This is a genomic window from Allobosea sp. LC85, assembly GCF_000735605.1.
Classification (GTDB): domain Bacteria; phylum Pseudomonadota; class Alphaproteobacteria; order Rhizobiales; family Beijerinckiaceae; genus Allobosea.
On record NZ_JPKG01000033.1, the window covers coordinates 101,095 to 126,739 of the forward strand.

General features: G+C 65.6%; 26 protein-coding genes. 10 read left to right on the forward strand and 16 right to left on the reverse strand.

The window, feature by feature from the left end:
* Positions 1-46 precede the first annotated feature (46 nt).
* Entirely contained in the window at positions 47-514 is a 468-nt protein-coding gene (locus FG93_RS16655) for a DUF305 domain-containing protein (protein ID WP_052513860.1), read from the forward strand.
* 30 nt (positions 515-544) lie between these two features.
* Here FG93_RS16655 and FG93_RS16660 read toward each other — a convergent pair whose 3' ends face one another.
* Entirely contained in the window at positions 545-1,528 is a 984-nt protein-coding gene (locus FG93_RS16660) for an NAD(P)/FAD-dependent oxidoreductase (RefSeq protein WP_081881601.1), read from the reverse strand.
* 435 nt (positions 1,529-1,963) lie between these two features.
* Between FG93_RS16660 and FG93_RS16670 the strand changes: the two genes are divergently transcribed.
* Positions 1,964-3,193 (forward strand): M20/M25/M40 family metallo-hydrolase, encoded by a 1,230-nt coding sequence (locus tag FG93_RS16670; RefSeq protein ID WP_043236310.1) that lies wholly within the window; start codon positions 1,964-1,966, stop codon positions 3,191-3,193.
* 126 nt (positions 3,194-3,319) lie between these two features.
* On the opposite strand, the gene FG93_RS16675 is transcribed toward FG93_RS16670, so the two are convergent.
* From FG93_RS16675 to FG93_RS16700, 6 genes are all read right to left on the reverse strand, one after another.
* Positions 3,320-4,381 (reverse strand): NAD/NADP octopine/nopaline dehydrogenase family protein, encoded by a 1,062-nt coding sequence (locus tag FG93_RS16675; RefSeq protein WP_043236313.1) that lies wholly within the window; start codon positions 4,379-4,381, stop codon positions 3,320-3,322.
* A gap of 55 nt (positions 4,382-4,436) precedes the next feature.
* Complete coding sequence (locus FG93_RS16680) at positions 4,437-5,558, reverse strand: FAD-binding oxidoreductase (RefSeq protein ID WP_043236315.1); 1,122 nt, start codon at positions 5,556-5,558, stop codon at positions 4,437-4,439.
* Between the two features lie 77 nt (positions 5,559-5,635).
* The gene (locus FG93_RS16685; RefSeq protein WP_043236318.1) at positions 5,636-6,430 is read right to left on the reverse strand and encodes an ABC transporter permease; all 795 of its coding nucleotides are present in this window, start codon (positions 6,428-6,430) and stop codon (positions 5,636-5,638) included.
* Positions 6,427-7,290: an ABC transporter permease gene (locus FG93_RS16690; RefSeq protein ID WP_043236319.1), complete on the reverse strand. Its 864-nt coding sequence runs from the start codon at positions 7,288-7,290 to the stop codon at positions 6,427-6,429. Before FG93_RS16690 ends, FG93_RS16685 begins: the two co-directional genes overlap by 4 nt.
* The gene (locus FG93_RS16695) at positions 7,283-8,356 is read right to left on the reverse strand and encodes an ABC transporter ATP-binding protein (RefSeq protein ID WP_043236320.1); all 1,074 of its coding nucleotides are present in this window, start codon (positions 8,354-8,356) and stop codon (positions 7,283-7,285) included. The genes FG93_RS16690 and FG93_RS16695 overlap by 8 nt, the downstream gene beginning before the upstream one ends.
* A 175-nt stretch (positions 8,357-8,531) precedes the next feature.
* On the reverse strand, positions 8,532-9,581 hold the full coding sequence (locus tag FG93_RS16700; RefSeq protein WP_043236323.1) for an ABC transporter substrate-binding protein: 1,050 nt from the start codon (positions 9,579-9,581) through the stop codon (positions 8,532-8,534).
* 219 nt (positions 9,582-9,800) lie between these two features.
* Between FG93_RS16700 and FG93_RS16705 the strand changes: the two genes are divergently transcribed.
* On the forward strand, positions 9,801-10,709 hold the full coding sequence (locus FG93_RS16705) for a LysR substrate-binding domain-containing protein (protein WP_043236324.1): 909 nt from the start codon (positions 9,801-9,803) through the stop codon (positions 10,707-10,709).
* 69 nt (positions 10,710-10,778) lie between these two features.
* Here the strand turns inward: FG93_RS16705 and FG93_RS16710 are convergent, their stop codons facing one another.
* Both FG93_RS16710 and FG93_RS16715 read right to left on the reverse strand, forming a co-directional pair.
* Positions 10,779-12,953 carry a xanthine dehydrogenase family protein molybdopterin-binding subunit gene (locus FG93_RS16710; RefSeq protein ID WP_043236326.1) on the reverse strand — a complete coding sequence of 725 codons (2,175 nt, stop codon included), beginning with the start codon at positions 12,951-12,953 and terminating at the stop codon, positions 10,779-10,781.
* Positions 12,954-12,964: 11 nt separating this feature from the next.
* Complete coding sequence (locus FG93_RS16715; RefSeq protein WP_043236328.1) at positions 12,965-13,429, reverse strand: (2Fe-2S)-binding protein; 465 nt, start codon at positions 13,427-13,429, stop codon at positions 12,965-12,967.
* A 974-nt stretch (positions 13,430-14,403) separates the two neighbouring features.
* Here FG93_RS16715 and FG93_RS16720 point away from each other — a divergent pair.
* Entirely contained in the window at positions 14,404-15,078 is a 675-nt protein-coding gene (locus FG93_RS16720) for a response regulator transcription factor (protein ID WP_052513861.1), read from the forward strand.
* A 421-nt stretch (positions 15,079-15,499) separates the two neighbouring features.
* The gene (locus FG93_RS16725) at positions 15,500-15,697 is read left to right on the forward strand and encodes a hypothetical protein (protein WP_043236330.1); all 198 of its coding nucleotides are present in this window, start codon (positions 15,500-15,502) and stop codon (positions 15,695-15,697) included.
* Between the two features lie 57 nt (positions 15,698-15,754).
* On the opposite strand, the gene FG93_RS16730 is transcribed toward FG93_RS16725, so the two are convergent.
* Positions 15,755-16,315 carry an NADPH-dependent FMN reductase gene (locus FG93_RS16730; protein ID WP_043236331.1) on the reverse strand — a complete coding sequence of 187 codons (561 nt, stop codon included), beginning with the start codon at positions 16,313-16,315 and terminating at the stop codon, positions 15,755-15,757.
* A 295-nt stretch (positions 16,316-16,610) separates the two neighbouring features.
* Between FG93_RS16730 and FG93_RS16735 the strand changes: the two genes are divergently transcribed.
* Positions 16,611-17,366, forward strand: coding sequence for a HugZ family protein (locus FG93_RS16735; RefSeq protein WP_043236334.1), 756 nt, complete (start codon positions 16,611-16,613; stop codon positions 17,364-17,366).
* A gap of 36 nt (positions 17,367-17,402) precedes the next feature.
* On the opposite strand, the gene metC is transcribed toward FG93_RS16735, so the two are convergent.
* The 6 genes from metC to FG93_RS16765 all read right to left on the reverse strand — a co-directional run bounded on the left by metC (position 17,403) and on the right by FG93_RS16765 (position 23,255).
* Positions 17,403-18,587: a cystathionine beta-lyase gene (metC, locus tag FG93_RS16740; RefSeq protein ID WP_043236335.1), complete on the reverse strand. Its 1,185-nt coding sequence runs from the start codon at positions 18,585-18,587 to the stop codon at positions 17,403-17,405.
* A 90-nt stretch (positions 18,588-18,677) separates the two neighbouring features.
* A complete protein-coding gene (locus FG93_RS16745; protein ID WP_043236338.1) occupies positions 18,678-19,829 on the reverse strand; it encodes an amidohydrolase in 1,152 nt (383 codons plus the stop codon).
* Between the two features lie 51 nt (positions 19,830-19,880).
* The gene (gene ehuD / locus FG93_RS16750) at positions 19,881-20,540 is read right to left on the reverse strand and encodes an ectoine/hydroxyectoine ABC transporter permease subunit EhuD (protein WP_043236341.1); all 660 of its coding nucleotides are present in this window, start codon (positions 20,538-20,540) and stop codon (positions 19,881-19,883) included.
* A complete protein-coding gene (locus tag FG93_RS16755; protein WP_043236343.1) occupies positions 20,530-21,189 on the reverse strand; it encodes an amino acid ABC transporter permease in 660 nt (219 codons plus the stop codon). Before FG93_RS16755 ends, ehuD begins: the two co-directional genes overlap by 11 nt.
* Before the next feature lie 28 nt (positions 21,190-21,217).
* Entirely contained in the window at positions 21,218-22,084 is an 867-nt protein-coding gene (gene ehuB / locus FG93_RS16760) for an ectoine/hydroxyectoine ABC transporter substrate-binding protein EhuB (RefSeq protein WP_043236344.1), read from the reverse strand.
* Between the two features lie 295 nt (positions 22,085-22,379).
* On the reverse strand, positions 22,380-23,255 hold the full coding sequence (locus FG93_RS16765) for a LysR substrate-binding domain-containing protein (protein WP_043236346.1): 876 nt from the start codon (positions 23,253-23,255) through the stop codon (positions 22,380-22,382).
* A gap of 346 nt (positions 23,256-23,601) precedes the next feature.
* On the opposite strand from FG93_RS16765, the gene FG93_RS16770 reads away from it, so the two are divergent.
* The 4 genes from FG93_RS16770 to FG93_RS33865 all read left to right on the forward strand — a co-directional run bounded on the left by FG93_RS16770 (position 23,602) and on the right by FG93_RS33865 (position 25,629).
* Entirely contained in the window at positions 23,602-24,243 is a 642-nt protein-coding gene (locus tag FG93_RS16770; protein WP_043236347.1) for a response regulator transcription factor, read from the forward strand.
* Positions 24,244-24,281: 38 nt separating this feature from the next.
* Entirely contained in the window at positions 24,282-24,656 is a 375-nt protein-coding gene (locus tag FG93_RS16775) for a hypothetical protein (protein ID WP_152579474.1), read from the forward strand.
* A 7-nt stretch (positions 24,657-24,663) separates the two neighbouring features.
* A complete protein-coding gene (locus FG93_RS16780; protein WP_043236350.1) occupies positions 24,664-25,050 on the forward strand; it encodes a hypothetical protein in 387 nt (128 codons plus the stop codon).
* Between the two features lie 444 nt (positions 25,051-25,494).
* Positions 25,495-25,629, forward strand: a complete 135-nt coding sequence (locus FG93_RS33865) for a hypothetical protein (protein WP_280114146.1) — start codon at positions 25,495-25,497, stop codon at positions 25,627-25,629.
* The last annotated feature ends 16 nt before the right edge of the window (positions 25,630-25,645 follow it).

Here is a 25,645-nt window from a genome sequence, read left to right on the forward strand (position 1 = left end):
GTCCCGGGTTTCCGCTCCATGCAACCCTCGATGGCAGGAGCCGATCATGGAGCATGAACACCACCGCGCGGCAGGCACGAACTATCTTCGGCTGGGTATCGAGCTCTCGGTCGATTTCGTCGTGATGTATCTCGTCATGTACACGATGATCGCGACGCTCGCGCATTTCCACGTCAACCTCAACAACGTCTACATGACGCTGATGATGGTCGCGCCGATGGCTCTCGTCATGCTCGTCTCGATGCGCGCGATGTTTCCCTCGCCGCGCGCCAATGTCGCGATCGGCGCGGTTGCGGTCGTCGTCTTCGCACTGAGCTTTCTGGGCATGCGCACGCAGGCCGGCGTCGGCAATGCCGAGTTCCTGCGCTCGATGATCCCGCATCATTCCGGCGCGATCCTGATGTGCGAGCAGGCCTCCTTGACCGATCCGGAGCTCGTCGCGCTGTGCCGCAGCATCACCGACTCCCAGCAACGGGAGATCGCGCAGATGCAGGCGCTCCTGCAGCGCTACTGATGGCGCGGCACGATCGTGACGGGGTGGCGTTCAGGCCCTTCGCAGAAGGCGGGTCTCAGGCTGGCAGGCCTCTTGCGCCAAAACGGCTCGGCTTCGTCGTGGCGAACCCGCGATATCTTCCTTGAGCAGCTCGGTATTGATGGCGAAGGCGGCCGCCGCCCCTTCACCCGCGGCCACGATCGCGAACTGCACGTGATTGGAAGCGTCGCCGGCGACATAAAGGCCCGGGACGCGCGTCTTGCCGTAGCCGGCCGTCTTCAGCGGTTTTCGGCGGTCGGCGTCCAGCCCGAGCTCGCGTGCAAGATCAAGGCGCGCCTGCCCCTTCGCGTGGAAGAAGAGCGCATCGACGGGCAGGTCCTCACCCCTAGCGAATAGAATCCGCTCGAGTTGGCTGCCACGGCCTTTCAGCCCGGTGATAGGCTCCTCGCGCAAAGTGATGCCGCTTGCGGAGAGCCGGCGCCGCTGGGCGGGGCGCAGCTCGCAGAGCCCATCGCTGACCAGACAGAGACGGGATGTCCAGCCCGTCAGTTCGAGGGCAAGCGCCAACGCGTCCGTCGAGCCGCCGTAGACGGCGATCGACTTGTCGCGCTGCTCATAGCCGTCGCAATAGGGGCAGTGCAGAACCCCGCGCCCGTAGAAGCGCTCCACGTTTGGGATCGGAGGCGGGGAATCCGTCACTCCCGTTGCGACCAGGAGCTTTCGGCCGAGAAAAACCTCCCCCGTTTTGCTGCGCAGCTGGAAGCCGGAAGCACAGGGCTTTGCCGAGACGATCTCGACGCCGTCACGCAATTCCAGCGTCGGGTAAGCACGAAGCTGCTGCCTCGAAATCCGCAGCAGATCACGAGGCGAGCAGCCATCTCGCGTCAGGAAGCCGCCGATTCGACGGGACCTGCGGTTGCGCTGCTGGCCAGCGTCGAACAGGAGCACGCGCCTGCGAGCCCGACCCAGCATCAACGCCGCGGAAAGTCCGGCCGGTCCGCCGCCGACAATCAGGACATCAAGGGGAGCCGACATCGTCACCTGCCTCGCTAACGGATGAACTTTCGTTCGGTTTGAGGGCTGGCTGCGAACCCTCTGCGGGCTCGCCGACCGAGCGCAAAGCGTTCGCGCATCGGTTGGTCGAACATAAGTCGATGGAACGTAGCGGGACGGATCGGGTTCCGAACATCCCGGTCGGGCGACCGGGCCTCTTCGAGGCCGGAGCACTCCGCCCCAGCTGGAACAATCACCGCGGCCTCATGTTCACCAAGGAGCGCCCTGCGTTCGAGCTTGAGGGGGAAGCAGGATCGCATTCCGCCAGCCCTGACCCGGGCACGACTGAAGGCACGTTCTTGGACGAATGATGACCTTGCCCGATCCTGACGACCGGGGGCGAAGCCTTGCGCCGTACCCCAGGCTGAGGGCACAGGGTGCGCAGTGCCGAAGGTCAGAAGACCGCATGATGAGGGAATGCCAGTGCAGCGCGATCACGCCTCCGAAATTGCCGCGATCACCCGCCATCCGGCGTTCAAGGAGGCGATCAAGGTGCTCGAAGCCGATCACGACCGCACCATTGCCGACATCATCACGCTGACCGAGATTCCCGCGCCACCCTTCAAGGAGGATAAGCGCGCCGCCGCCTATCTGGAGATGCTGCAGGCGCATGGTCTGGAGGATGTCGAGCAGGACGAGATCGGCAATGTGATGGGTCTCAGGCGCGGCAGCGGCAACGGCGGACTGATCGTGGTCGCCGCGCATCTCGATACGGTTTTCCCGGAAGGAACCGATGTCACCGTGCGCCGCGAGGGCACGAAGCTCTTTGCGCCCGGAATTGGCGACGACACCCGCAGCCTTGCCGTGCTCCTGGCTTTCGTGCGCGCGATGGACGCTGCCGGGGTCCGGACCCGCAACGATATCCTGTTCGTCGGCGATGTCGGCGAGGAAGGGCTTGGCGACCTGCGCGGCGTCCGCCATCTCTTCAGCAAGGGTCGGTATCGCGACAAGATTGCAGCCTTCATCACCGTCGATAGTCCGCAGGTGGAGAAGATCGTCGTCGGCGGCGTCGGCTCGAAACGCTATTCCGTTCGGTTCAAGGGGCCGGGCGGGCACAGCTTCCAGGCCTTCGGCATCGTGAACCCCATGTATGCCATGGCGCAGGCGATCGTGGAGCTTGGCCGCATCCAGGTGCCGGCGATGCCCCGCACGACATTCTGCGCCTCCGTCGTCGGTGGCGGCTCATCGGTCAACGCCATTCCCGAGGAGGCCTGGATCGACATCGACCTCCGCTCGGAATCGGCTGACGAGCTTGCCGCACTGGACGCGCGCTGCCGCGAGATCGTGGCCGCGGCGGTGGAGCAGGAGAACGCGACCCGCTCGACCAGCGAGGGCGCGATCACCGTCGAAATCAGGACTTTGGGCGATCGTCCCGCGGGCAACACGCCGGTGGATGCCGATATCGTGAAATACGCGACCGCAGCCCTTCAGGCCCATGGCTTTGTGCCCAGGCACGAAGCCTCCTCCACCGACGCGAATATTCCGATGAGCCTCGGCATCCCGGCGATCAAGATCGGTTCGGGCGGCACCGGCGGCAGGGCCCATTCGCTCGGCGAGTGGATCGATGTCGAGAAGACGGCCAGCGTATCCGGCATGACGGCCAGCCTTGCCGCGATCCTGGCCACAGCCGGCTACCTCCGCGAGTAATCATTCCTGTCGACTAATCGACAGGATCGGTTGCGGCTGGGCATGACACGGATGGTGATGCGGCGGGCCGGCATGGCTCCGCACCCGGCGAAGCCATGCCGGGCTCCGCATCACCGCGTCATCGCATCACCGCGTCATGGCGACCAGCGCTTCCCGGGTGAGCTGGCGGGCCATCAGCGCCGGCAGGATGTCGTTTTCCGCGGCAAGATCGCGCCCGTAGAGCGCCGAGAAGATCTGGAGGCCGGCCTCGTGCAAGGGCGTGGCGACGCCGCATAACTGTCCGAGCGTGACCAAAGGCGAGAGCCCGAAGGGCACGTCCTCGAGCGTATAGCGCGTGTCGATCGTCGCCGGTCCCAGCGTCGGCTCCTGGCTCGCCGCCAGCCGTTTCGCGGTTTCGCCGAGGGCTGCATCGGGAAGCCCATAGGTCAGCGAATAATGCTCGCGCATGGTGCGGACCTCGACGCCGAACGCCGCCGCGATGGCAAGACGTTCGGCGTCGATCGCCTCGAGCAGCCGCCCGACCGCCATCGTCATGTGCTCGCTCTGTCCCCAGGCCTCGGCCTTCTCCATGCGGGTGAAATTGCACAGGGCCAGCGCCATGTGGCTTTGCGGATTGACGTTGCTCAGCGCCACGGCCAGCACGTTCGAGATTGGGCGGAAGCGGTCGCCGAACAACGCCTTGCAGAGTGACAGGCCGCGCTCGGCCGCTGCCGTCGGCAGCGTCGACATGTCGACCTTGCCGCGCAGCGTCGCGATCTTCACGGAGGTGTCGCTGGTCTGGCGCGCCCGCAGCACCGTGGTGCTCAGCGCCACGACCGGGACATCGAGCCCGCGATCCGCGATCAGCCGCGCCAGATAGATCGCGCCCAGCGAGGCGTGCGAGCTGATCACGACACTCTGGCCGGAGACGAGATGCGGCGCCATGGCGTCCATCACCGTCTTGTGGCCATTCGCGGGAAGCGCGATCAGGATCGCATCCGCCCCGGCCAGCGCGGCGGCACAATCTTCGGCGACGGCCGGCTTGAACTCTCCGGCGACGACGCCCTCGCTGCGCAGCGGCTCGCCCCGGGCGAGCGCTTCGCTGCGGCGGCCGGACGGCGACCACAATATGGCGTCATGACCGTTCTGGATCAGCAGGGCTGCGCTCGCATAGGCGATCGCGCCTGCGCCCATGATGGCGATTTTCATGTCCTGTCCTCGATCGGCGTGTCGGTTGAATCGGCGGGTCGGTTGAAACGGCGTGTCAGTTGAAGAAGCGGGCCGGCCGGAACTCGGCCAGCTCGGAGCGGGTGCGGCCGCGCACGATCTCGTCGGCGATGGCTTCGCCGAGGAAGGCGCCGAGCGTCACGCCGCTATGCGTGACGGCGACATAGTACTGATCGAGCCCCGGGACCGGCCCGACGGCCGAGAGCGTGTCGCGCGGGATCGGCCGGATCGCGATGCGGACCGCCTCGACCTCGACGGAGCGCAGCGCCGGGATCGTCGTCTTGGCACGGGCAAGCAGGTCCTGCGCCTGCGGATGCGCGGGCAGGGCGGCAGCGTCGGCGGCAACCAGCCGGTCGAGCTCGTTCGAGCGCAGCAGGAAGCGACCGCCGCCATCGGGGCGCATGTTGAGCAGCGGGGTCCGCAGGGCGCTGCGCAGCGTCACGCCCGCCGGCGGGGTATAGGCGACAAGACCGACAGTCGGCGCCAGTGGAACCTGATGCTCCCTGCGAGTGGCGACCTCGTTGGACCAGCGTCCCGAACAATTCACCACGATATCGGCGTGGATCGGATCGCCGCCCTCGATCTCGACCCCATCGCAGCACCCGCCGTTGACGATCAGCCCCGTCACCTTGGCGGTGATGAGCCTTGCTCCGTGCCGCTGCTGCGCAGCAGTGGCGAGCGCGCCGGCATAGGGCACGGGGTCGAGCCAGCCATCCCTGGGATAGTAGATCACCGGCGCATTGCCGATCACGTCCGGATCGATCTCCGGTTCGAGTTCGCGAACCTCCTTCAGGCTGAGCAGCTCGGCCGGGTAGCCCCAGTCGATCAGCTGCTTGAGCTTGACCAGCGGGTCGGTTCCGTCGCGAGCGCCCGCTTCGGCTTCCGCGTTCTGCCATTGCAGCACGCCGGGGCGGTGGTACCAGTTCGCCTGCGGAAACTCGGCCAGGATGTCCTCATGGGCCTGCCGGCCGGCGAAGTTCAGCTTGTAATAGGCGTGGGAGGTCAGCTTCTCGCAGGCATTGACCCAGGCATAGGTCACGCTGGAGGTGCCGCCGCCGATCCGTCTTTCCTCGATGATGGTGACCGCCGCACCGGCCTGCGCGAGGCGATAGGCGACCGACGAGCCGATGACACCGGCGCCGACGACAATGGCTTTCATGGTGAGTGTCCTTGACGATTGAGATTGGGGGGCGCGGCGGCCTGGCCTGTCCGCGCTTGCCTGTCAGGCCGGCCTGGTCAGCCTTTCCCGACCAGCATGCGATCGAGCCCGTAGATGCGGTCGACGACGACCATCAGCAGGAAGGTCAGCAGGATGACGACGGTCGAGACCGAGGCGACGAGCGGATCGATCGATTCCTCGATGTAGTGGTACATCTTGACCGGCAGCGTCATCGAGGACGGCGTCGCCACGAACACCGTCATCGTGACCTCGTCGAAGCTCTGGATGAAGGAGATCACCCAGCCGCCGGCGACGCCGGGGATCATCAGCGGAAACACCACCCGCCGGAACACGGTCCAGCTGGAGGCGCCGAGCGAGATCGCGGCGCGCTCGATTGCCGGATCGGCCGCGGTCAGGGCCGCCAGCACCAGCCTCAGCCCGTAGGGGAAGATGATCAGCACATGGCTGGCGAGCAGGCCCGCGGTCGAGCCCGTGATGTTGACCTGCGTGAAGAAGCGCAGGAACGCGACGCCAAGCACGACATGCGGGATGATCAGCGGCGACAGGAACAGCCCGACCAGCGCCTCGCGCCCCGGGAAGCTGTGCCGCGCCAAGGCGAGCGCCGCCGGCACGGCAAGCGCCATCGCGCAGGTCGCGGCGACGACGCCGAGCACGATGCTCATCCAGAAGGCGGAGACGAACTGCGGATTGGCCAGGATGGCCCGGAACCAGCGCAGCGAGAACGAGGTCGTGGGCAGCGAGAGCAGGTTGCTCGGCGTCAGCGACATCCACATCACCACGATCAGCGGTGCCAGCATGAAGATGACGAAGAGGCTGTGGCAGACGAGCGCGACGGGGCCGTTGCGGTTCATTGGGCAAACCTCGCATAGCGCCGCTCGAGCAGGCGGTTATAGGTCAGCATGATCGTGGCGTTGACGATGAGCAGCACGATCGCGATCGCCGCGCCGAGCGGCCAGTTCAGCGTGCCCAGGAACTCGTCATAGGTGGCGGTGGCGACGACCTTGAGCTGGCGCCCGCCGATGATCGCGGGCGTCGCGAACGCGCTCGCCGCGAGCGCGAAGACGATCAGCGAACCCGACAGGATGCCGGGCACGATCTGGGGCAGGATGATCCTGATGAAGATCGTGGTCTCGCCGGCGCCGAGCGACTGCGCCGCACGAACCACCTTGGGATCGAGCCGTTGCAGGGCGGCCCAGACCGAGATGATCATGAACGGCACCGCGACATGGACGAGCGCGATGACGACGCCCTGGATGGTGTAGAGCATCGGGATCGGCCCGCTCGTCAGGCCAAGACCGGAGGCGACGCTGTTGATCACGCCGTTGCGGCCGAACAGCAGCGCCCATCCGAGCGTGCGCACCACGACCGAGATCAGCAGCGGGCTCAGCGTCACGATCAGGAAGATGGAGCGCCAGGGCGGCCGCATCCGCGACAGGAAATAGGCTTCGGGCGCGCCGATCAGCGCGCAGAGCACCGTGGTTGCCAGCGCGATCCCGACCGTCCGCAGGAAGATGGTGTGGTAATAGGGATCGCCCAGCGTATCGGCGAAATTCGACAGCGTCGCCCCGCCGGTCGCACCGGTCGCGAGGTCGAAGGACTGGAAGCTCAGCACGGCGATCATCACCAGCGGCGTCACCAGCAGCGCTGCGAAGAAGAGCAGCGCCGGCAGGCTGAGCAGCAGCGGCACGCGGCTCCTGGATGCCTCAGCCATGGTGCGTGTCCGCGATGATCGCGGCGTCCTCGGGCCGCCAGTTGAGGCCGACATGGTCACCTTCGTTGAAGGCAGGCGCGCCGCGATGCGGTTCGGACGACAGGACTGCGCCAATGGCTGTCTCGACGGAAAACAGCCATGAACTGCCCTGGAAAACCCGCGACGTCAGCCGGCCGCCGAGAAAGCCCGTTCCGGGCGGCACGAGGTGGACCTTTTCCGGGCGCAGGGCGATTACCACCGCGCTGCCCGCCGGAAGCGAGGGCTGCGCCGTGCCGGGTACGGCCGCCTCGACGCCGTCGATGCGAAGCGCGCAGCGCCCGGCCTCCACCGAGACGATCCTTGCCTTGAGCTGGGACGAACGGCCGACGAAGCTCGCGGCGAAATGGCTCGTCGGCGCATCATAGAGCGTCAACGGATCGGCAAGCTGGACGATCCGCCCGGCATCCATCACCGCGATCCGGTCGCAGGTCGCCAGCGCCTCGGCCTGATCATGGGTGACCATGATCGTCGTCGTGCCGACGCGGCGCTGGATCGCGCGGATCTCGACCTGCATTTCCTCGCGCAGCTTGGCATCGAGATTGGAGAGCGGCTCGTCGAGCAGCAGCAGGGCGGGCTCGATGGCGAGCGCCCGCGCCAGCGCGACCCGCTGCTGCTGCCCGCCGGACAATTGCCGGGGATAACGATCGGCGAGATGGCCGAGGCGCACCAGGTCGAGCGCTTCCTTGACCTTCTGCTGGCGGGCGGGTTTCGCGATCTTCCGCATTTCGAGCCCGAACGCGACATTCTCGGCGACCGTCAGGTGCGGGAACAGCGCATAGCTCTGGAAGACGATGCCCATGCCGCGCTGGCTCGCCGGGACACCCCGGAGGCTGCGCCCGTCGAGCAGCACCTCGCCGCTCGTCGGCTCCTCGAAGCCGGCGACGATGTTCAGCGTCGTGGTCTTGCCGCAGCCGGACGGGCCGAGCAGTCCGACGAATTCGCCGGGCTCGATCGCCAGGTCGATTCCGTTGAGCGCCGTGAAGGCGGCAAAGCGCTTGGTAAGCCCGCGAAGGGCGATCTTGGCCATAGTCGACTGTGATCCATGAAACCGCCTGCGCCCTTGGCGCAGGCCTGATGTCCGGGGGGCGAGGGCTTAAGGCATCGGCCCGAAAACTGGCGAAAACCGGATCTTGGTCTTCGGGAAAGCCGATGCAAATCAAAAGCTTGGATCAACGTATGGAATTAGAATCCGATCCGCTGATCTAGCGCTCGATCTCGCGGTTCCAGCGCTGCGTCCAGGCGGCCCGGTTCTGGTTGACGGTCGGCCAGTCGATCTTGGCGAGCTTGGAGACGGCCTGGTCGCCGACCGCCAGGCCTGCGGCTTCATCCGCCGTCAGCTCCGTCTTGCGGTTCACCGGACCATAGCCCGCGCCGGCAAAGACCTTCTGGATGGCGGGCGAGAGCATGTGCTGGATGAACTTCTGCGATTGCGGCGCGGCGTCGCTGTCGACCACGGGGCACATCGTCACCATCAGCGCGCCGGCGCCTTCCTTCGGCTCGGCCACCTCGAGCGGCAGGCCTTCCTTCTTCAGCGCGACAGCGCGCGCGCGCGAGATCACGGTCAGGGCGATCTCGCCGCTTTGCAGCAGCTCCTCGAGCTTCGGAGCCGACGGCGCGAAGGTCAGGATATTGGGCCGGATCCTGTCCTTGAAGGCGGCGAAGCCGGGCTCGATCTTGCTCTCGCCGCCGCCCTCGGCACGCGCCACCATGATCAGCCCATGCAGCCCCGTCGTGCTGGCGGCGCCGAGCAGGGCAAGCTGGCCCTTGTAGGCGCTGTTGCCGAGGTCGGACCAGGAGGCCGGCACCGGCCAGCCCTTTTCCTTGAAGATCTTGGCATTGTAGACCGGGGTGGTGACGCCGATGCCGAAGGCGATGGCCTTCTCGTCCAGTTTCGCGATCGGATAGACGTCATCCAGCACCGGGGCCTTCTCGATCGGTGCGCAGAAGCCGAACTGCACCGCCTGATACATCGGGCCGTCGTCGACGATGGCGATATCGATCTCCTGCTTGCCGCGCTGGGCCTGAAGCTTGGCGAGCGTCGCCGTCGACTGGCCCGCGACATACTCGACCTTGAGATTGTTCGCCTTCTCGAAGGGCGGAATGATCTCGGTGCGCATCAGGCGCTCGAAGGAACCGCCATAGCCCGCGACATACATCGTCTGCTGGGCGCTCGCCCCGGAGCTGACGACGCTGCCCGTGGCGAGCGCGATGGCGAAGACGGATCCCAGGCAGGTCGGACGCAGAGTGGCCATATCGATAATCCCCTGATGAGCCGGGGAACATGGCCCCCGTTGCGGCCAAAGGTTGGGGAGAGGCGCCCATCTGTCAATTGACTGATTATGGATCGCGCCATTCGGATTTGATATGGTCTCGCTGCGATTCCGGTCCTGGCCCGGTGACGGGGCCGTAATGCCCCGGCCGGCCGTCCCTGGGGCACCAGACCGGCAGAACGAGATTGGAGATCCCCGGAATTGGCCCAGATCACCCACAGGCATGCCGAAGCCTTCAACGCGGTCCTGCAGGTTGGGAGCTTCACCAAGGCCGCCCGCCTGTTGCGCAGCTCGCAGCCCTCGATCAGCCGGCTGATGAAGGAGCTCCAGGAGGCGGTCGGATTCGCGCTGTTCACGCGCAGCGATGGCCGCACGGTCGCGACGCCCGAAGCGATGGCCCTGCATCAGGAGGTCGAACGCAGCTTCGTCGGGCTCGAACGGATCAGCGAGCGCGCCGCCCAGATCAAGGAGCGCCGCGTCGAGCAGTTGCGGATCATCAGCATGCCCGCCTTGGCGCACACCTTCCTGCCCGTCGCCCTCGCCGGATTCCTCAAGGACCGGCCGAGCGTCGCCGCCGCCATCCAGGCGCAACGCTCGGAGTCGATTGCCTCATGGGTGTCGACACAGCAATTCGATGTCGGCTTCGCGATGCTGCCGATGGACAAGGCAGGGGTCGAGATCGAGCTGTTCGATCCCGCCATCGGCGTCTGCGTGATGCCGACCGATCATCCGCTTGCGGCGCGGTCGGAGATCACCCCGCGCGACCTGGACGGCATGCCATTCATCGGGAAAGGGGCGGGGAGCTTCATGTATCGCTCGCTGCAGCAGGTGCTCGACGACGCCAGGGTGCGTTGCGACGTTCGCATCGAGACCCCGATCGCCGCCATCGCCTGCCAGATGGTGGCGCAGGGGTTGGGGCTGACCATTGCCGACCCCTTCACGGCAAAGGCCTTCGAACCGCAGGGCTTGGTCTCGCGCCCGTTCCGGCCGGCCATCGCCTATAATTTCGGGGTTCTCTACCCCTCGCATAGCCTGCGCTCGCAGCTCGTGTCCGACTTCGTCGCGCATCTGCATCGCGAGCGCCAGAAGGTGCATGAGCAGCGGTCGTGAATCTGCTGGCGGACCGGGCTTTCGCGGGGGCCGCCTCGTCGGCCAGTGCGGCCCCTGCGCCATGGGCGCTTATCCAGCGGTCAGCATCTCGGGCTTGATCGGCAACTTGCGGAGCCTGACGCCGGTTGCCGCATGGACCGCATTCAGCACGGCGGGAGCCAGGGCCGACGTGCCGGGTTCGCCAAGCCCGCCGGGCGCCTCGGTGCTCCCGACGATCTCGACCTCGATCGTCGGGGCCGCATCGATGCGGAGCATCTGGTAGGTGTCGAAATTCGTCTGCTCGACGCGCCCGTCCTTGACGGTGATCTCGCCGTACAAGGCCGCGGTGATGCCGAAAATGACGCCGCTTTCGATCTGGGCCACGATGGTGTCCGGATTGACTGCGACCCCGCAATCGACGACCGCGACGACGCGGTCGACATGGACCTCGCCGCTCTTCGAGACCGTCACCTCGGCGACCTCGGCGAGATAGGTGCCGAAGGATTGCGACAAAGCGATGCCGCGCCCCTGGCGTGGCCCCAGCGGCGTTGCCCATCCTGCCCTCTGCGCGGCGCGTTCAAGCACATGGAGCGCACGCGGGTTCTTCGCCAGAAGGGCGCGTCGATAGTCGACGGGGTCTTTCCTCGCGGCCGCGGCGAGCTCGTCGATGAAGCCCTCGACCACATAGACATTATGGGTCGGACCGACGCCGCGCCAGAAGGCCGTCGGAATTCCCGGCGGTTCGACCCGGACATAGTCGACATGCATGTTCGGGATTGCGTAGGGGATTTCGGCGGCCCCCTCGACCGCGTCGGAATCGACCCCGTCCTTGACCGCCGACGGGAAGTAGCGGGACAGGATCGATGAACCGGCGATGCGGTGGCTCCAGGCGATCGGCACGCCCTGGTCGTCGAGCCCGGCACTGATCCGGTCGTAGTAATAGGGCCGGTACATGTCGTGCTGGATGTCCTCCTCCCGGCTCCAGACGACCTTGATCGGGTCCTTGGATTGCTTCGCGATGAGCGCCGCCTGAGCGATGAAATCGACTTCGAGCCGGCGCCCGAAACCGCCGCCGAGCAGATGGTTGTGGATCCTCACCTGCTCCGGATTCAGCCCGAGATGTTTCGAGACGACGAGCTGGGCGATATCGGGAACCTGCGAGCCGACCCAGATATCGCAGCCGTCGCTCGTCACCTGGGCGGTACAGTTGATCGGCTCCATCGTCGCGTGGGCCAGGAACGGGGCTTCGTAGATCGCCGCAACCTTGGTCGCGGCCTTGGCGATGGCGGCGGCCGCGTCACCTTCGTTTCGCGCAACCGCGCCGGGTCTTTCCGAAGCCGTTGCCAATGCGGCAACGATGTCGGCCATGGAGGCGGTCGCATGCGGTCCGTCGTCGAACTTGACCGCAGCGGCCTCCAGGCCCTGCTTCGCCGCCCAATAGTGATCGGCGATGACGGCAACCGCGTTGTCGAGCTTCGCGACCTGATGGACGCCTGGAACCTTCAGGGCCGCTGCCTCATTGAAGGAAGCGACCGTGCCGCCGAACACCGGAGAAGCGGAGACGGTGGCGATCTTCATGCCCGGCAGCTTGACGTCGATGCCGTAGATCGCCGTGCCGTTGACCTTGCCGGAAACGTCGAGCCGCTTGGCCGGCGTGCCGATGATCCGGAACGTGCTCGGGTCCTTGAGCTTGACCGCGGCCGGAACGGTGAGCTTGGCCGCCTCGTCGACGAGGTCACCATAGCCGATCCGGCGCTGGCTCGCGACGTGGACGACATAGCCCGGCTCCGTCGTCAAACTGCTTGCATCCACGTTCAGGGTCTTGGCGGCTGCGGCGATCAGCATCTGCCGCGCGGCGGCACCGGCCTGGCGCAGCGGCAGATAGAAGGCGCGGATCGAGGTTGAGCCGCCCGTCATCTGCACGCCGATCAGGGGATTGCCGTAAAGCTTGGCGTTGGCGGGCGCATGGTCCACCGCGACATTGCTCATCGCGACGTCGAGTTCCTCGGCGACCAGCATTGGCAGCGACGTGTAGGTGCCCTGGCCCATCTCGATCATCGGGGAGATGACGGTCACTTTTCCCATGCGATCGATGCGGATGAAGGCGCCGGGCGCAAAGGGCTGTGCCTGCACCGCGCCGCCGGCCGGCTGGGTCGCACCTTGCAACGGCCAACCGATGATCAATCCGCCGCCGACGGCGGCACCGGCATGGAGGAACGCCCGACGCGAGACGACGTGACCCTTCAGGCTCTGAACATGTGCCATGGCTGCAGTCCTCACCGAGCGCCAGCGAGCGTCGCGGCCCGCTTGATGGCTTCACGAATGCGCAGATACGTGCCGCAGCGGCAGATATTGCCGGACATTGCAGCGTCGATGTCGGCGTCCGTGGGTTTCGGATTGCCGGCGAGGAGCGCGCTCGCCGACATGATCTGCCCGGATTGGCAGTAGCCGCATTGCACGACTTCCACGTCCAGCCAGGCCGCCTGGATCGCCTTGCCGGCCGGCGTCTCGCCGATCGCCTCGATCGTCGTAATCGACGTGCCCGCGGCATCGCTGATCGCCGTGACGCATGAGCGGGTCGGCTCGCCGTCCATATGAACGGTGCAGGCGCCGCATTGGGCGATGCCGCACCCGAATTTGGTTCCGGTCATGCCGAGAATATCCCGGATCACCCATAAGAGCGGCATGTCGTCGGGGGCATCAACCGACAGGGCACGGCCGTTCACATTGAGATCATGCATCGCACCATCCTCCTCGGCCTGTCTCGTTGCGTCGATGAAATAACCTATGGATCAAGCCTCGCGGCGGCGGCGCAGCCGATCGGCCGGGATGCCCGGCCAACACTCCGTCGAAAGATCGTGACGGCCACGACGCGTTCAGGTCTCGCCGGCCATTGCTGCGCCGACAAATCTCGGTGGCTCAGAATTTCGCGGCCGGAAACACGCTTGGGGCGATCAGCACGCATGGCGATCTCCGCAACGCATGCGCAAACCGTTGGATTATCAGAGGCGCACGACGGAACACGACGTTCGCCGATCGGGCTCCGTCACATGACAAATTGCGTCCCCAAAACATGGCCGGAATATGGACGGGATCTCGGGCGGCGGCACTCGGATGGTGCTCCTCCGAGCAGAGGCTCGGCGCGGCGCGCTTGCGTTCCGCAACCGAAGCGCCAGGGAACCACCATCTCAACCCGCAATCCGCTTCTCGGGCCGATGCTCTGGGTCGGCAAAGTCGAAGCCGGCGGGAACAGGCACCAGGCCCACCATCCCGGATTTCGGATGTCCCAGAAGGCCGCGGTCCGCTGACGCGGTCGCGTCTTCAGTGCTGCTCCGGCTCCGGCGGCAGATAGCGCAGTGCGGCCGCCTTCAGCCTTCGCAATTCTATCGTTCTGATCGGGCTCGGTGGTTTGCTTTCAAGCTGCCCGATCCGCTCGCAGACCAAGCGGAACTCACGATCTGTCCGGACGGCAAGCAAGATGGGAATCTCGGGCATGGGCGAGGCCTCCAGCGTGGCTGTACCCCCAAACGATTGGAGTGTGCGGTGCTCAACCCGTTCCTGGCAACCCCTCGAAATTGCGACCTAGACTAGCACTGGACGCGGTTCGGTCGACGGATTGGGTAGCCATTCTTACTTGCTTAGAGAATTTACAAAGAGAGATGACTACGCAACCATTCGGCGCGGCCTTGGCAGACAAATGCAAGGGGCGGGGGCCATGCCGGACAGCTCGGTCGCGATCGTCGATGATCATCCTTTGCTGCTGGAAGGGATCGCTGCGCTGCTGAAACGATGGGGCGGTTTCAGGCTCGCAGCGACGGGGAATTCCGCGGATGACATCGTGTCGATCGCCAGAACGCATCGCCCCGATCAGTTGATCGTCGATCTCAGCATGCCGGGGGATGCCTTTCAGGCGATCTCGGACGCGATGAAGATCGCTCCCGGGACGAAGATCGTTGTCTTCACAGCCTCGTCCAGCACAGAGGATGCGATCAAGGCTCTGGATATCGGGGCCAGGGGCTACGTCCTGAAAGGCAGTCCTGCCGAGGATCTCTTCCAGGCTCTGCAGGCCGTCCGGCAGGACGATGTCTATGTCACGCCTGCCTTCGCGACCAAGGTGATCTATGCCTTGAAGGATCAGACGATCAAACGACAGCAGGCGATCAGCGACAGGCTCAGCGTCCGGGAGGAGCAGGTCGTCAGACTGCTGCTGCTCGGAAAAAAGAACAATGAGATCGCCCACGAGCTTTCGCTCAGCGGCAAGACCGTCAAATCCTACATGACGAGCCTCATGGCCAAGCTGCACGCCCGGAACCGACTGGAAGCGGTCATCGCGGCCCAAAGGCTGGTTGTCGCGGCCAACGACTCCACTGTCGCACGGCTTCGGCCGTGAAAGACGCCCAGCGCCGCTCATCCGCCGCTCATCCGCCGCGAAACGACCGGGCCTTTCAGCGCCTCGGAGCCGGGGCCAGCCCGCAAGACAGGGACACGCGCGCAGCAGTTGCTCCGCCACAGGGGGCGAACGCCGGGGCCCAGATCGCCGTGCGTTCGTTCGGACGCAAGATGGGCGAACTATCTCTTTGTTTGAGCATCGGATTTTTCCGAAAATCGGATTCCACTTTTCGGTCCAATGCTCCAGGGAATCGTTCCGGCAGCAGGGAACATGCGAGCGGCCCAATCGTTTGAGTCCAGGCAGTCATGTTGTGGTGTCAAAGATGGTTTCGCTGCCGAAACCGTTTCATCCAAGATGGAGAGCCTGCTGGTCATATGTCCGCAGGTCGGCGCTGGCGGCGCGCGCCGGCTCCATCGCCATCATGCCAACTGAATTGTATCGCGAGCCCTGCGAGGACAGTGATGGGAAACGATACACTGTCATTGTCTGGCGGCTTTACCCCGGCCTGAGCAGCACTTCGTATACGCTCGATACCGGCGCCCTCGTGACCTATGTCGACGAGCGCACATTCGAGATCGACGGGACAGGGGTGATCATCACCCGGGTGGACTGCCTGTAAGCTCAAGGATTGCCGCCGGCGATGCGCCGCGCGGGCGACGCCACTGCCCGGGGGCCTTCAGCCTGCCTGTGAAGCCACGAATGCAGCGAAGCCGGCCAGAAATGCGCGCAAGCGCTCCTGGGTGACGGGATCGCCGAGCTCGCCCGCTTCATTGAACACAGTCTGCGCGCGCGAGACCAGCATGCGTCCGCCGAACCACGGTCGGGTGCCGAGCGTCCGCAGCACCGGCAGCCAGGCCTCCTGCGCGAGCACGGTGCCAAAGCCACCCATGGAGGCCCCCAGAAGGGCGACGGGGCGTCCACCGAAGAGCGGGCCGATGTCGCTCGCCGGGCGGGATAGCCAATCGATCGCGTTCTTCATCACGCCGGGGATCGAGTTGTTGTATTCCGGCGTGAACAGGATCAGCCCGTTGGCCTGCGCGAGTTGCTGCTTGAGCGTCCGAACGGCGGGCGGAATACCGGTCTCGGCCTCGTCGTCGGCGTTGTAGAGCGGGATTCCGGCAATGGTGCCTTCGACCAGTTCCGCCCCGTCAGGCATCAACGCCTGGGCCGCCCGGAGCAGCGCGCTGTTGTACGAGCCGCGTCGCAAGCTGCCCGAAACCCCGAGAATGCTGATCATCGCCTGTTTCCTTTGACACGTGCTGCGGCGGGTATGTGAGATCGGTGTTTGACCGCCGAGCGCGTGGGCCGTCGCGAGCTTCGACGCCGTTTCACGGTCTGACAAGGGGGAGTTCCGCCGGGCGCCCGCACCGACGGAGCGGCGGGTCACATCTGCCAGGCTTGATATCCATCTTACGGTGCAACGGCACTTGGGCAAGGTGCCTTGAAGCGGGGCCGGTTCGCGCGATCGGATGTATCGGCCGAGCGGGGCAGGTCTGTAGATCTCGGCCCGCTCAACGAACGCGAGACGAAACATGCAGCCGAAGACGACGGCCCCGATCACGCCGCGTGGAATAGAGCTCAACCTGGCTGCCGCCCGCCCCTTCGAGGCCATGCAGGAAGCGCGGAACTTGCTGAGAACGGCCCGGCTCGGCGCCCTGGCAACGCTGGATCCCGGGAGTGGCTATCCCTATACGATGGCGACCAACCTGGCGATCGAGCCGGATGGCACTCCGTTCTTCTTCGTCGCAAGGTTGGCCGTTCACGCCCGGAATATCGAAGCCGACAACCGGGTCTCGCTCGCTCTCGCCGAGGCAGGTGCTCCGGATGCGCTCATGCGCCCGCGCCTGACGCTGGTCGGCCGAGCGCATCTGATCCCGGCCGCCGACGAGAATGACGCGAAGGAAAGATATGCCCGCCGCTATCCCAAATCGAAGCTCTACCTGGATCTGCCCGATGCCTGCCTCTATCGCGTCGATGTCGAGGCCCTGCAGATCAATGGCGGCCCGGCGCAGAATGCCAATGAGGTGACGGCAGCCGCCTTGAAGACGGAGCTGTCGGGGGCGGAACAATTGATGTCTCGCGCAAGAGACGAGATCGATCGGCTGAACGGCTCGGCGGCCGAGCTCGCCGCTCTCGTTGCGCTTGCAGGACAGGGCCCGGGCCATTGGCGCGTCAGCGGCCTCGATCCGGACGGCATCGACCTGTCCACGAGCAGGGAGACCGTTCGGCATTGGTTCGGCCGCAGAGTCACAAGTCTCGAAGAGCTGGCCGAGGAACTGAGGCGCTGAACCCCGTTCGCGGCCAGTTCCTTGGGGGCCGCTGTCTCAGGCGACCCTGGCAGCGGGCCTGCGTTCGAGCGCGACGAGCAGCGCGTCGAGGTCGTTCCAGAGGTCGTCGCGATCCTCGAGGCCGATGCTGATGCGCAGCACGGTGCCCTCCGGCGTCCAGGGATTGACGGTGCGGTCGCCCTTGATCGCCATCGGCGCGATCAGGCTTCGCGTGCCGCCCCAGGAGGCGCCGATGGCGAAGATCTTGAGCGCGGAGAGCGCCGCTTCGAGCTCCGCATCAGTGACGGGTTTCAGGACCACGCTGAAGACGCCGGCGGAACGGCCCATGTCGCGCTTCCAGACGGCATGGCCGGGGCAGGAGGGCAGGGCCGGGTGCAGCACCGTCTCGACCGCCGGCGAATGCGTCAGCCGCCGGGCGAAATCCTCGGAGACCTCGCCGATATGGGCGAGGCGCAGGCCCATGGTCTCGATGCCGCGCAGCGCGAGCTGGCATTCATCCGGCGAGACGCCGACGCCGAAGGCGCGCAGCGTCTCCTTCATCTTCTCGCGCAGCGCCATGTCGGAGACGGTGACGGAGCCGAGCAGCAGGTCGGAATGGCCGCCGACATATTTGGTCAGCGCCTCGCAGGCGAAATCGGCGCCATGCGCCAGCGGCTTGAAGATCAGCGGCGTCGCCCAGGTGTTGTCGCAGCCGACGAGCACGCCCCGGGCCTTGGCCGCCTTGACGATGGCGGGAACGTCCTGGACCTCCATGGTGCCCGAGCCGGGTGACTCGACCCAGACCAGCCTGGTCGCGTCGTCGATCAGCGCGGCGATGCCGGCGCCGATCAGCGGGTCATAAACGCCGTAATCGATGCCGCGCGGCTTGAGATACTCCTCGCAGAAGCTGCGCACCGGCGGGTAGACATGGTCGGGGATCAGCACCTTGTCGCCGGGCAGCAGCACCGAGAGCATGACGATGGTGACGGCGGCCTGGCCCGAAGGCACCAGCACGGTGCGGACCCCGCCATGCAGCGCGGTGAGCTGCGCCTCCAGCGTCCGCGTCGTCGGCGTGCCGTGCAGCCCGTAGGTATAGCCGTCGAAGCCGCGATATTTGCGGGCCGCGAAGCTCGCGGCGTCCTTGTAGACGATGGTCGAGGCGCGATGCGTCGGCACGGCGAGGCTGGCATAGCCCTCCTCGTTGACGGCCGGATGGTGAACGCAGCGGGTGAGGTCGTGCATGGCTGATCCCTTTCGTGGGACAAGGTGTAAGCGCTTGGCAAAGCGCGACAATCAGGCTGCGGGCATGAGATGATGCTCGGCCCTTATGGCTCATGCGGCATCCGTGAGGGCGCGCCTGGCGACCTCGCTCATCCAGCCGACGGCGACCGGCAGGATGGCGTCGTTGAAGTCGTAGCGGGCATTGTGCAGCTCGCCCTCCGGACCGGCCGGGCCGTTGCCGATCCAGGCATAGGCGCCGGGCCGCTCCTTGAGCAGGAACGAGAAATCGTCGCCGGTGGTGCTCGGCCGGACGTCGCGCCGGACCGGCGCACCGATCGCCTGTCCGGCCTGCACCGACAGCGCCGCCTCGGCCGGCGTGTTGATGATCGGCCGGCCGGTCGACAGGATCTCGACATCGGCCTGCATGCCATAGGCCTCGCAGATGCCAGCGATGATGCTCTCCATCCGCTTGATCACCGCCTCGCGGACCTCGGGCCGGTAGGTCCGCAAGGTGCCGAGCAGCGTCACGCTTTCCGGGATCTGGTTGCTGACGACGCCGCCGCTGATCTGGCCGATCGAGAGCACGACGGCATCGACCGGATCGACATTGCGCGCGACGATGGTCTGGAGCGCGACGATCAGGTGCCCGGCGGCGACGATCGGGTCGCGGGTCTGGTGCGGAATCGCAGCATGGCCGGCAAGCCCGTGCAGGGTGACGCTCCAGCGCCCGCCGGCCGCCATGACCGGCCCGTCATGCACCGCAATCGTGCCGGCTTCGATCCCCGGCCAGTTATGGAAGGCAAAGACGCGCTCCATCGGAAAGCGCTCGAACAGGCCGTCCTGGATCATCGCCCTGGCGCCCACACCGTTTTCCTCGGCCGGCTGGAAGATGAACTGGACCTGGCCCTTCCAGCTTTCGTCGCGCGCCAGCGCCGCAGCCGTGCCGAGCAGGGCGACGGTATGGCCGTCATGGCCGCAGGCATGCATCGCTCCCTGCGTCTGCGAGGCGTAAGGTGCGGTGTTCAGCTCCTGGATCGGCAGAGCGTCCATATCGGCGCGGAGCCCGACCGTCCGGTTCGAGCCCGGCCGGGACAGCGTCGCGACGACACCGGTTCCGCCGACACCCGCGACGAAGGGAATGCCGAGTTCGGCGAGCTTGTCCTGCACGAAGCCGGCGGTTGCATGCTCGTGCTCGGAAAGCTCCGGGCGGGCGTGCAGCTGGCGGCGCCACTGCGTGAGCTGGTCGAGGAAGGCCTGGTCCATGATCGGTCTCGGAAAGAAGCGAGGGGAGGGCGACGACGCCTTGCGCAAAACTCAGCGCCTGGCCGAGAGCGCGAGATGCGCCTCGAACCGGCGGATGAGGAAGGAGAGCGTGACGGCGATCGCGAGGAAGAGTGCGCCGACGACCGCCATCGGTTCGCCGTAGCGGAAGGTGTCGGACGCGATGTCGAGGGCCGAGCCGAAGGATTCCGGCACGGCGATGACTGCGAGATAGGGCGTCGATTTGAAGATGGAGATGAAGTAATTGCCCATCGGCGCGGCGATGTTGCGCAGCATCTGCGGCGCGATCACCAGCAGAACGGTCTTCAGCCGGTTGAGGCCGAGCGCCTTGGCCGCCTCGAACTGCCCCCTGGGAATCCCGTCGATCCCGGCCTTGAACACCTCGGCGAGGTAGCCGCAATAGTAGAGGCTGAGCGCGGCGACGCCGACGACGAGCGCCGGCAGCTTGATGCCGTAGACCGGCAGCACGTAGTAGAGGAAGTAGAGCTGCACCAGCACCGGCGTGGAGCGGATGAAGTCGATGACGAAGCGCATCGCGTAGCGCATCGGCTTGCTGGAGCGCCTGGTGATTTCCAGCCCGAAGCCGAGCAGCGCGGCGAACAGGCAGCTCAGCAGCGTCACCGCGAGCGTCGTGGTCAGGGCTCTCGCAATCGGCGGGACGATCGAGAGGGCGAAGGCGGGATCAAACGTCATGGGCGAGTTTCCGCCCGGCGCCGACCTTGCGCTCGAGCCAGCGCCCGACGATCGTCGCGGGGTAGCAGAGCACGAAATAGGCAACGAGAAGGCCGGTATAGACCTTCACCGGGTCGTAATGGAGCTGCGAGATTTCCTTGGCCCGGAAGGTCATGTCGCTGAGCGTGATCAGCGAAACCAGGGCCGTGCTCTTCACCAGCTGGATGAACTGGTTGACGAAGGTCGGCATCATCGCCAGCAGCGCCTGCGGCAGCTCGATCAAGAGCAGGATCTGCCAGCGCCGGAAGCCGAGCGAGCGGCCGGCCTCGGCCTGGCCGCGGTCGAGCGCCTGCAGCGCGGCGCGCACCGCCTGGCTGCCATAGCCGCCGATATTGAGGCCGAGCACCAGCCCGCCGACCGCGAGCCCCGAGAGCCGGATGCCGAAGCCCGGCAGCGTGTAATAGAACGCATAGAGCAGGATGATCACCGGCGACGAGCGCCAGAACTCGATCACCGCGGTGACGGCGGTGTGGGCGAAGCCGCGCGTGCTGAATTGCAGCACGCCGGCGATGAAGGCGAAGGGCACGGCATAGGCCATGCCGAGCAGCGTCACCGAGGCGGTGACGCCAAAACCCTGGTAGATCCCGGCAAGGACGTCTGCGAAACTCATGATCGGGCCGGCGGCTTCGGGCCGGCGCTCACGGCTTTGCCGCGCAGAGATCGGCGGTCGAGGCCTCCGGCGGCATTTCGGCATCGGTGAAGCCGTATTTCGCCATGATCGCCTTCATCGTGCCGTCGGTCTTCAGCTTGGCGAGCCGGGCGTTGTAGAGGCCTTGCAACGCCTTGTCCTTCGGGGCGAAGACGACGGCGGTCGCCATCATGTATTCCTGCCCGCCCGGCTTGACGTAGCCCTTGAAGGGCAGGGCGCGCTCGATCGCGTTCATGCCGCCGGCCTCCATCAGCCCGGCGACGCTCGGCGCCGACAGCGTCGCGGCATCGACGCGCCCGGCGAGCATGGCGCTGACCACCGCCTCGTTGTTCGGGAAGAGCAGCAGGCGGTCTTCCGGAACCCCGGCGGCCAGTGCGTTCTTCGCATTCTCCGTGCCGCGCCCGCCGCCGAGCTTGACGTTCGGGTTCTTCGCGATGTCCTCGTAGCTGTGCAGCTTGAGCGGGTTGCCCTTGAGCACGAGCAGGCCGTCACCGGCCGAAAGATCGGGCTCGCTGAACAGCACCTGCTGGCAGCGCGCCGGGGTGATGGCGACGCCCGACGCGATGATGTCGAAGCGGTTGGCGAGCAGCCCAGGGATCAGCGCGCCGAAATCGGCAACGGTGAACTCGATCGCCTTGACGCCGAGCGGGGCAAGCGCGGCGCGGACCAGATCGGGGTGATAGCCGACGACATGGCCGTCCTTGTCGCGATAGCCCCAGGGCGAGCGGTTATGGATGCCGATGGTGATGGTCTTGCCGGACAGATCCGGCTGCTGCGCCTCAGCGGTCCAGCCGCTGAGCACAGCCAGTCCAAGGGCGGTGGCGCCGAGCGCCAGGCGCCGGGAAAAAAGGTTCATCGGTCATCCCCCGTCGTTTCGCCCGGTGCGCCACGGTCCGTTGCTGTTTGCTGCGTGGCCCGGTCATCGCTGCAGGCCAGGCCTGCTCAGGAGCCACGATAGCGGCGGGTCCGTTCGCGACAATTCAGCTGGGGCAATAGCTCGATGCCTAAATCTTATACCTGCGCGTCTTGAGGGACCGGGCTTAGAACATCGGACCGAAAAGTGGAATTCGGTTTTCGGAAAAATCCGATGCTTGAACAAAGAGATAGATCGCCCATCCTGCGTCCGAACGGACGCACGGACGCACGGCGATCTAGCGCGAGGCGAGCAGGCAATCGATGAAATCGCGCACCAGCTGGGATTTCGGCCGGTCGAGCGGCAGGATCAGCAGGCTCTTGCTGTGCACCGCCGGCTCGAACGGCTTCAGCACGATCCGGTTCATATCGGCCCCTGCGACCGCATAGGGGCTGACCAGGCCGATGCCGACCCCCTCGGCGACGAGCGCGCAGACGGTCGCGGCATAGATCGTCTCGACCACGACATGCGGGCTGACCTCGGCCTGGTGAAAGACCAGGTCGAGCCGTTGGCGGGTCCGGTCCTCCGGCACATAGGCGACGAAGGGCAGGCGGTGCAGGTCATGCGGCGTGATCAATTCGCGCTCGGCCAGCGGATGCGCACGCGGGATGGCGCAAAGCACGCGCGGCGAGACGAAGGGCTGGTGCAACACGCCGCTGACATCGATCTCGTCGGCGGCGAGCCCGATATCGAACTGGCCGGAGACGACGCCGTCACGCACGTCGCGCGAGGGCAGGACCATCAGGGTGACGCCGATATCGGGATGGCCCTCGCGGAAGCGCCGGACCGCCTTCGGCACCAGCGACGAGCCGAGCGCCGACAGCGAGCCGACCCGCAATTGCCCGGAGCCATGGTCGCGGATCCGTGCCGCGGCTGCTCTCAGCGTATCCATGCCGCGAAACGAGGCTTCGACCTGCGCATAGAACAGCCTGGCCTCGGGCGTCGGGATGATGCGGTTGCGCACCCGGTCGAACAGCAGGAAACCGACCGAGCGCTCCAGTTCGGCGATGGTGCGGCTGACCGCCGGCTGCGTGATGCCGAGCAGCTCGGCTGCGCGCGAGACGGTGCCGGACTTCATCACGGCGGCAAACGTCTCAAGCTGGCGATGGTTCAAGTCATGGCACCTCGGCAGGGGGGCTGCAGATTACACCGGCCCCGGCCCTTGGCGAGGCGCGTTCGAACGCCAGCCTCCCGGTGATGAGGTGGGCTATGGCGATCGGCCGTGGACGCCTTGCCCCCGAGAGAGGCGTCGGCTGCGGCATGTGTCGCCGATTGTCTGTGTGTCCGATGCGGATAACAAGATCATAATCAGATCAAGAAATAGCTGTACAATCCTGCGTATGTAGCGCCTCACTCTCGGGCATTTTTACGTTTATAGGAGGCATGAATTCTTATGTTGTTTTTTTAATCACGGAGCATGGCCGGGTTGAATATTCAATTGGGAAGGTCTGTCCGTGAAAATGATTTCAGTTGCAATTCTCGACGATCACCCGCTTCTGGTCGAGGGGATCGCGGCCCTGCTGCAGCGGAGGGGTGGTTTCGCACTTGTGGCATCGGGATCCTCGGCGGACCGGATTCTCGCCATTGCCGAGAGCGATCGGCCTGACTGCATGATTGTCGATCTCAGCATGCCCGGTGACGTGCTTGCGGCGATGGCTGCGGCCACCAGGGTGGTCCCTGACATGAAACTCGTTGTCTTCACGGCGTCGAGCAATGCGGATGACGCTCTTCAGGCACTCGATGCTGGTGCCTGTGCCTATGTCCTGAAGGGCACTCCGGTGGACGACCTCTTCGAGGCGATCGCCAGTGCGCGACGCGGCGAGACCTATCTGACGCCATCGATCGCGATCAAGGTGATCGGCGCCTTGCAGCGTGCGGCCGGCGAAAAGCGCACTGCGCCAAGGTCCCGGCTCAGCCATCGGGAAGATCAGATTATGAGATTGCTCCTGTGCGGAAAGAAAAATCGCGAAATCGCCAATGCTCTCTTGCTGAGCGAGAAGACGATCAAGGGCTATATGTCGAACCTGATGGAAAAACTGGGGGCTCGCAACCGCGTCGAGGCCGTGCTTGAAGCCCAGAAGCTGGCGCCCACGCGTGCATAAGGGGCGCGCTCATCGGCGACCGGATGGAAGGAAGCCCGATGCACATGATCCCGATCGTGGCGGCGGTTTCCGCTCTGGCGCTTTCCGGCGCCGCCAATGCTCAGGCTCCGTCCGGAGAAGCAACGGCTGACCGGGAGATCGGGCTCAATCCGGAGACCTCTTCGGGCCTCTTGAAGAATCGATCCGTGATCGTGGTCGATATCGGGGCATTGCCGAAGGCGGAGCGGCTACGTGTCAATCAGATTGTCGCAGCACGCGGCGAAAGCGAGCTTCAGAAGCTCCGGACGGCGATTGATGCAGCACCGTTCCTCGCCTTTGCTCTCCGGGCGCAGGGAGTGTCTTCGCTACAGGTGCTCCTCGCCGAGACCGGTGCCTATGGGCGGCTCACGTTCATCACCAGGAAGAAGATCTGATGGCGATTTGGGTCAGCTCTTCGGCGCCCTGGGGCCGCGCCGGCGGCTGTATTCGGCGCTGCGGACCTTATACGCCCTGACCGTCATCCCCATATCTCCGCTACCGGCACAGCTCGCAACCGACCGGCCGGAGGCGTTCATGGACATCGTCGTCACGCAACTCGAACGCAGCGTCTGGGAGATGAAGGACCTGCTCGGTCGGAACTTCGGAACGATTGTCGCCGGACAGGATGAAGACTACTGGATCGGCCCTCAGCACCTGGGTGCGCTGGCGCTCCCCTTGATCCGATTTGGCCCCTACGCCTCGCTGGGCGCCGTGATGACCGCGATCCAGGCCTATATGCGCGATGAGGGCGGCGACAGGAATCAACAGACGAGCTTCAATCCGCTGTGAAGCCCTGATCTCGTCACGGTGCGCGCTTCAGCCTGTCGGCAAGCCGCCCCCCAGGCTGGCCAAGATGACGCGGACCAGCTGCTTGCTTAATCCGCCATTTAAGCGCCCAGTGAATCTGCCGTCTCGCTTCGGATCGAACTGAGACGAGCCTTGAGGCCGACCCTGTCTCGGCTCCGCTCAATTCCAGTCGAGTACGGCAAGGGCCAGCCCTTTGGTGCGAAATTGCACCATGTCCGACGCCGTTGGGATGACGTCGCCAACGGCTGTTGGCGCCTGCGAATGCGATCGCGCCTTCGACCGGCTTCGAAAGCAGCCGGCCGGTTCGGCAACCTGATCCTGGCCTCCGGACTATCTTTCGCAAGGTCAGCCCTGGTCCCAGCCTCAGTCTCGGCCTCAACCTGTCCTCGGATTGGTCTGAACCGGCAACAATCGATGGAGCCCACCATGACAAGTATCTGGCCGAGCATGGACAATTGCCGAGCCCTTGGGCTGTGGATGGCGCCGCGCTACGCCGCCTGGGGCGCTGTTATCACGCTTGCCGCTGCCTTCACGCTGATTGCAGCGGTGGTGATCCATTGAGCCGCCATCCCCGTCG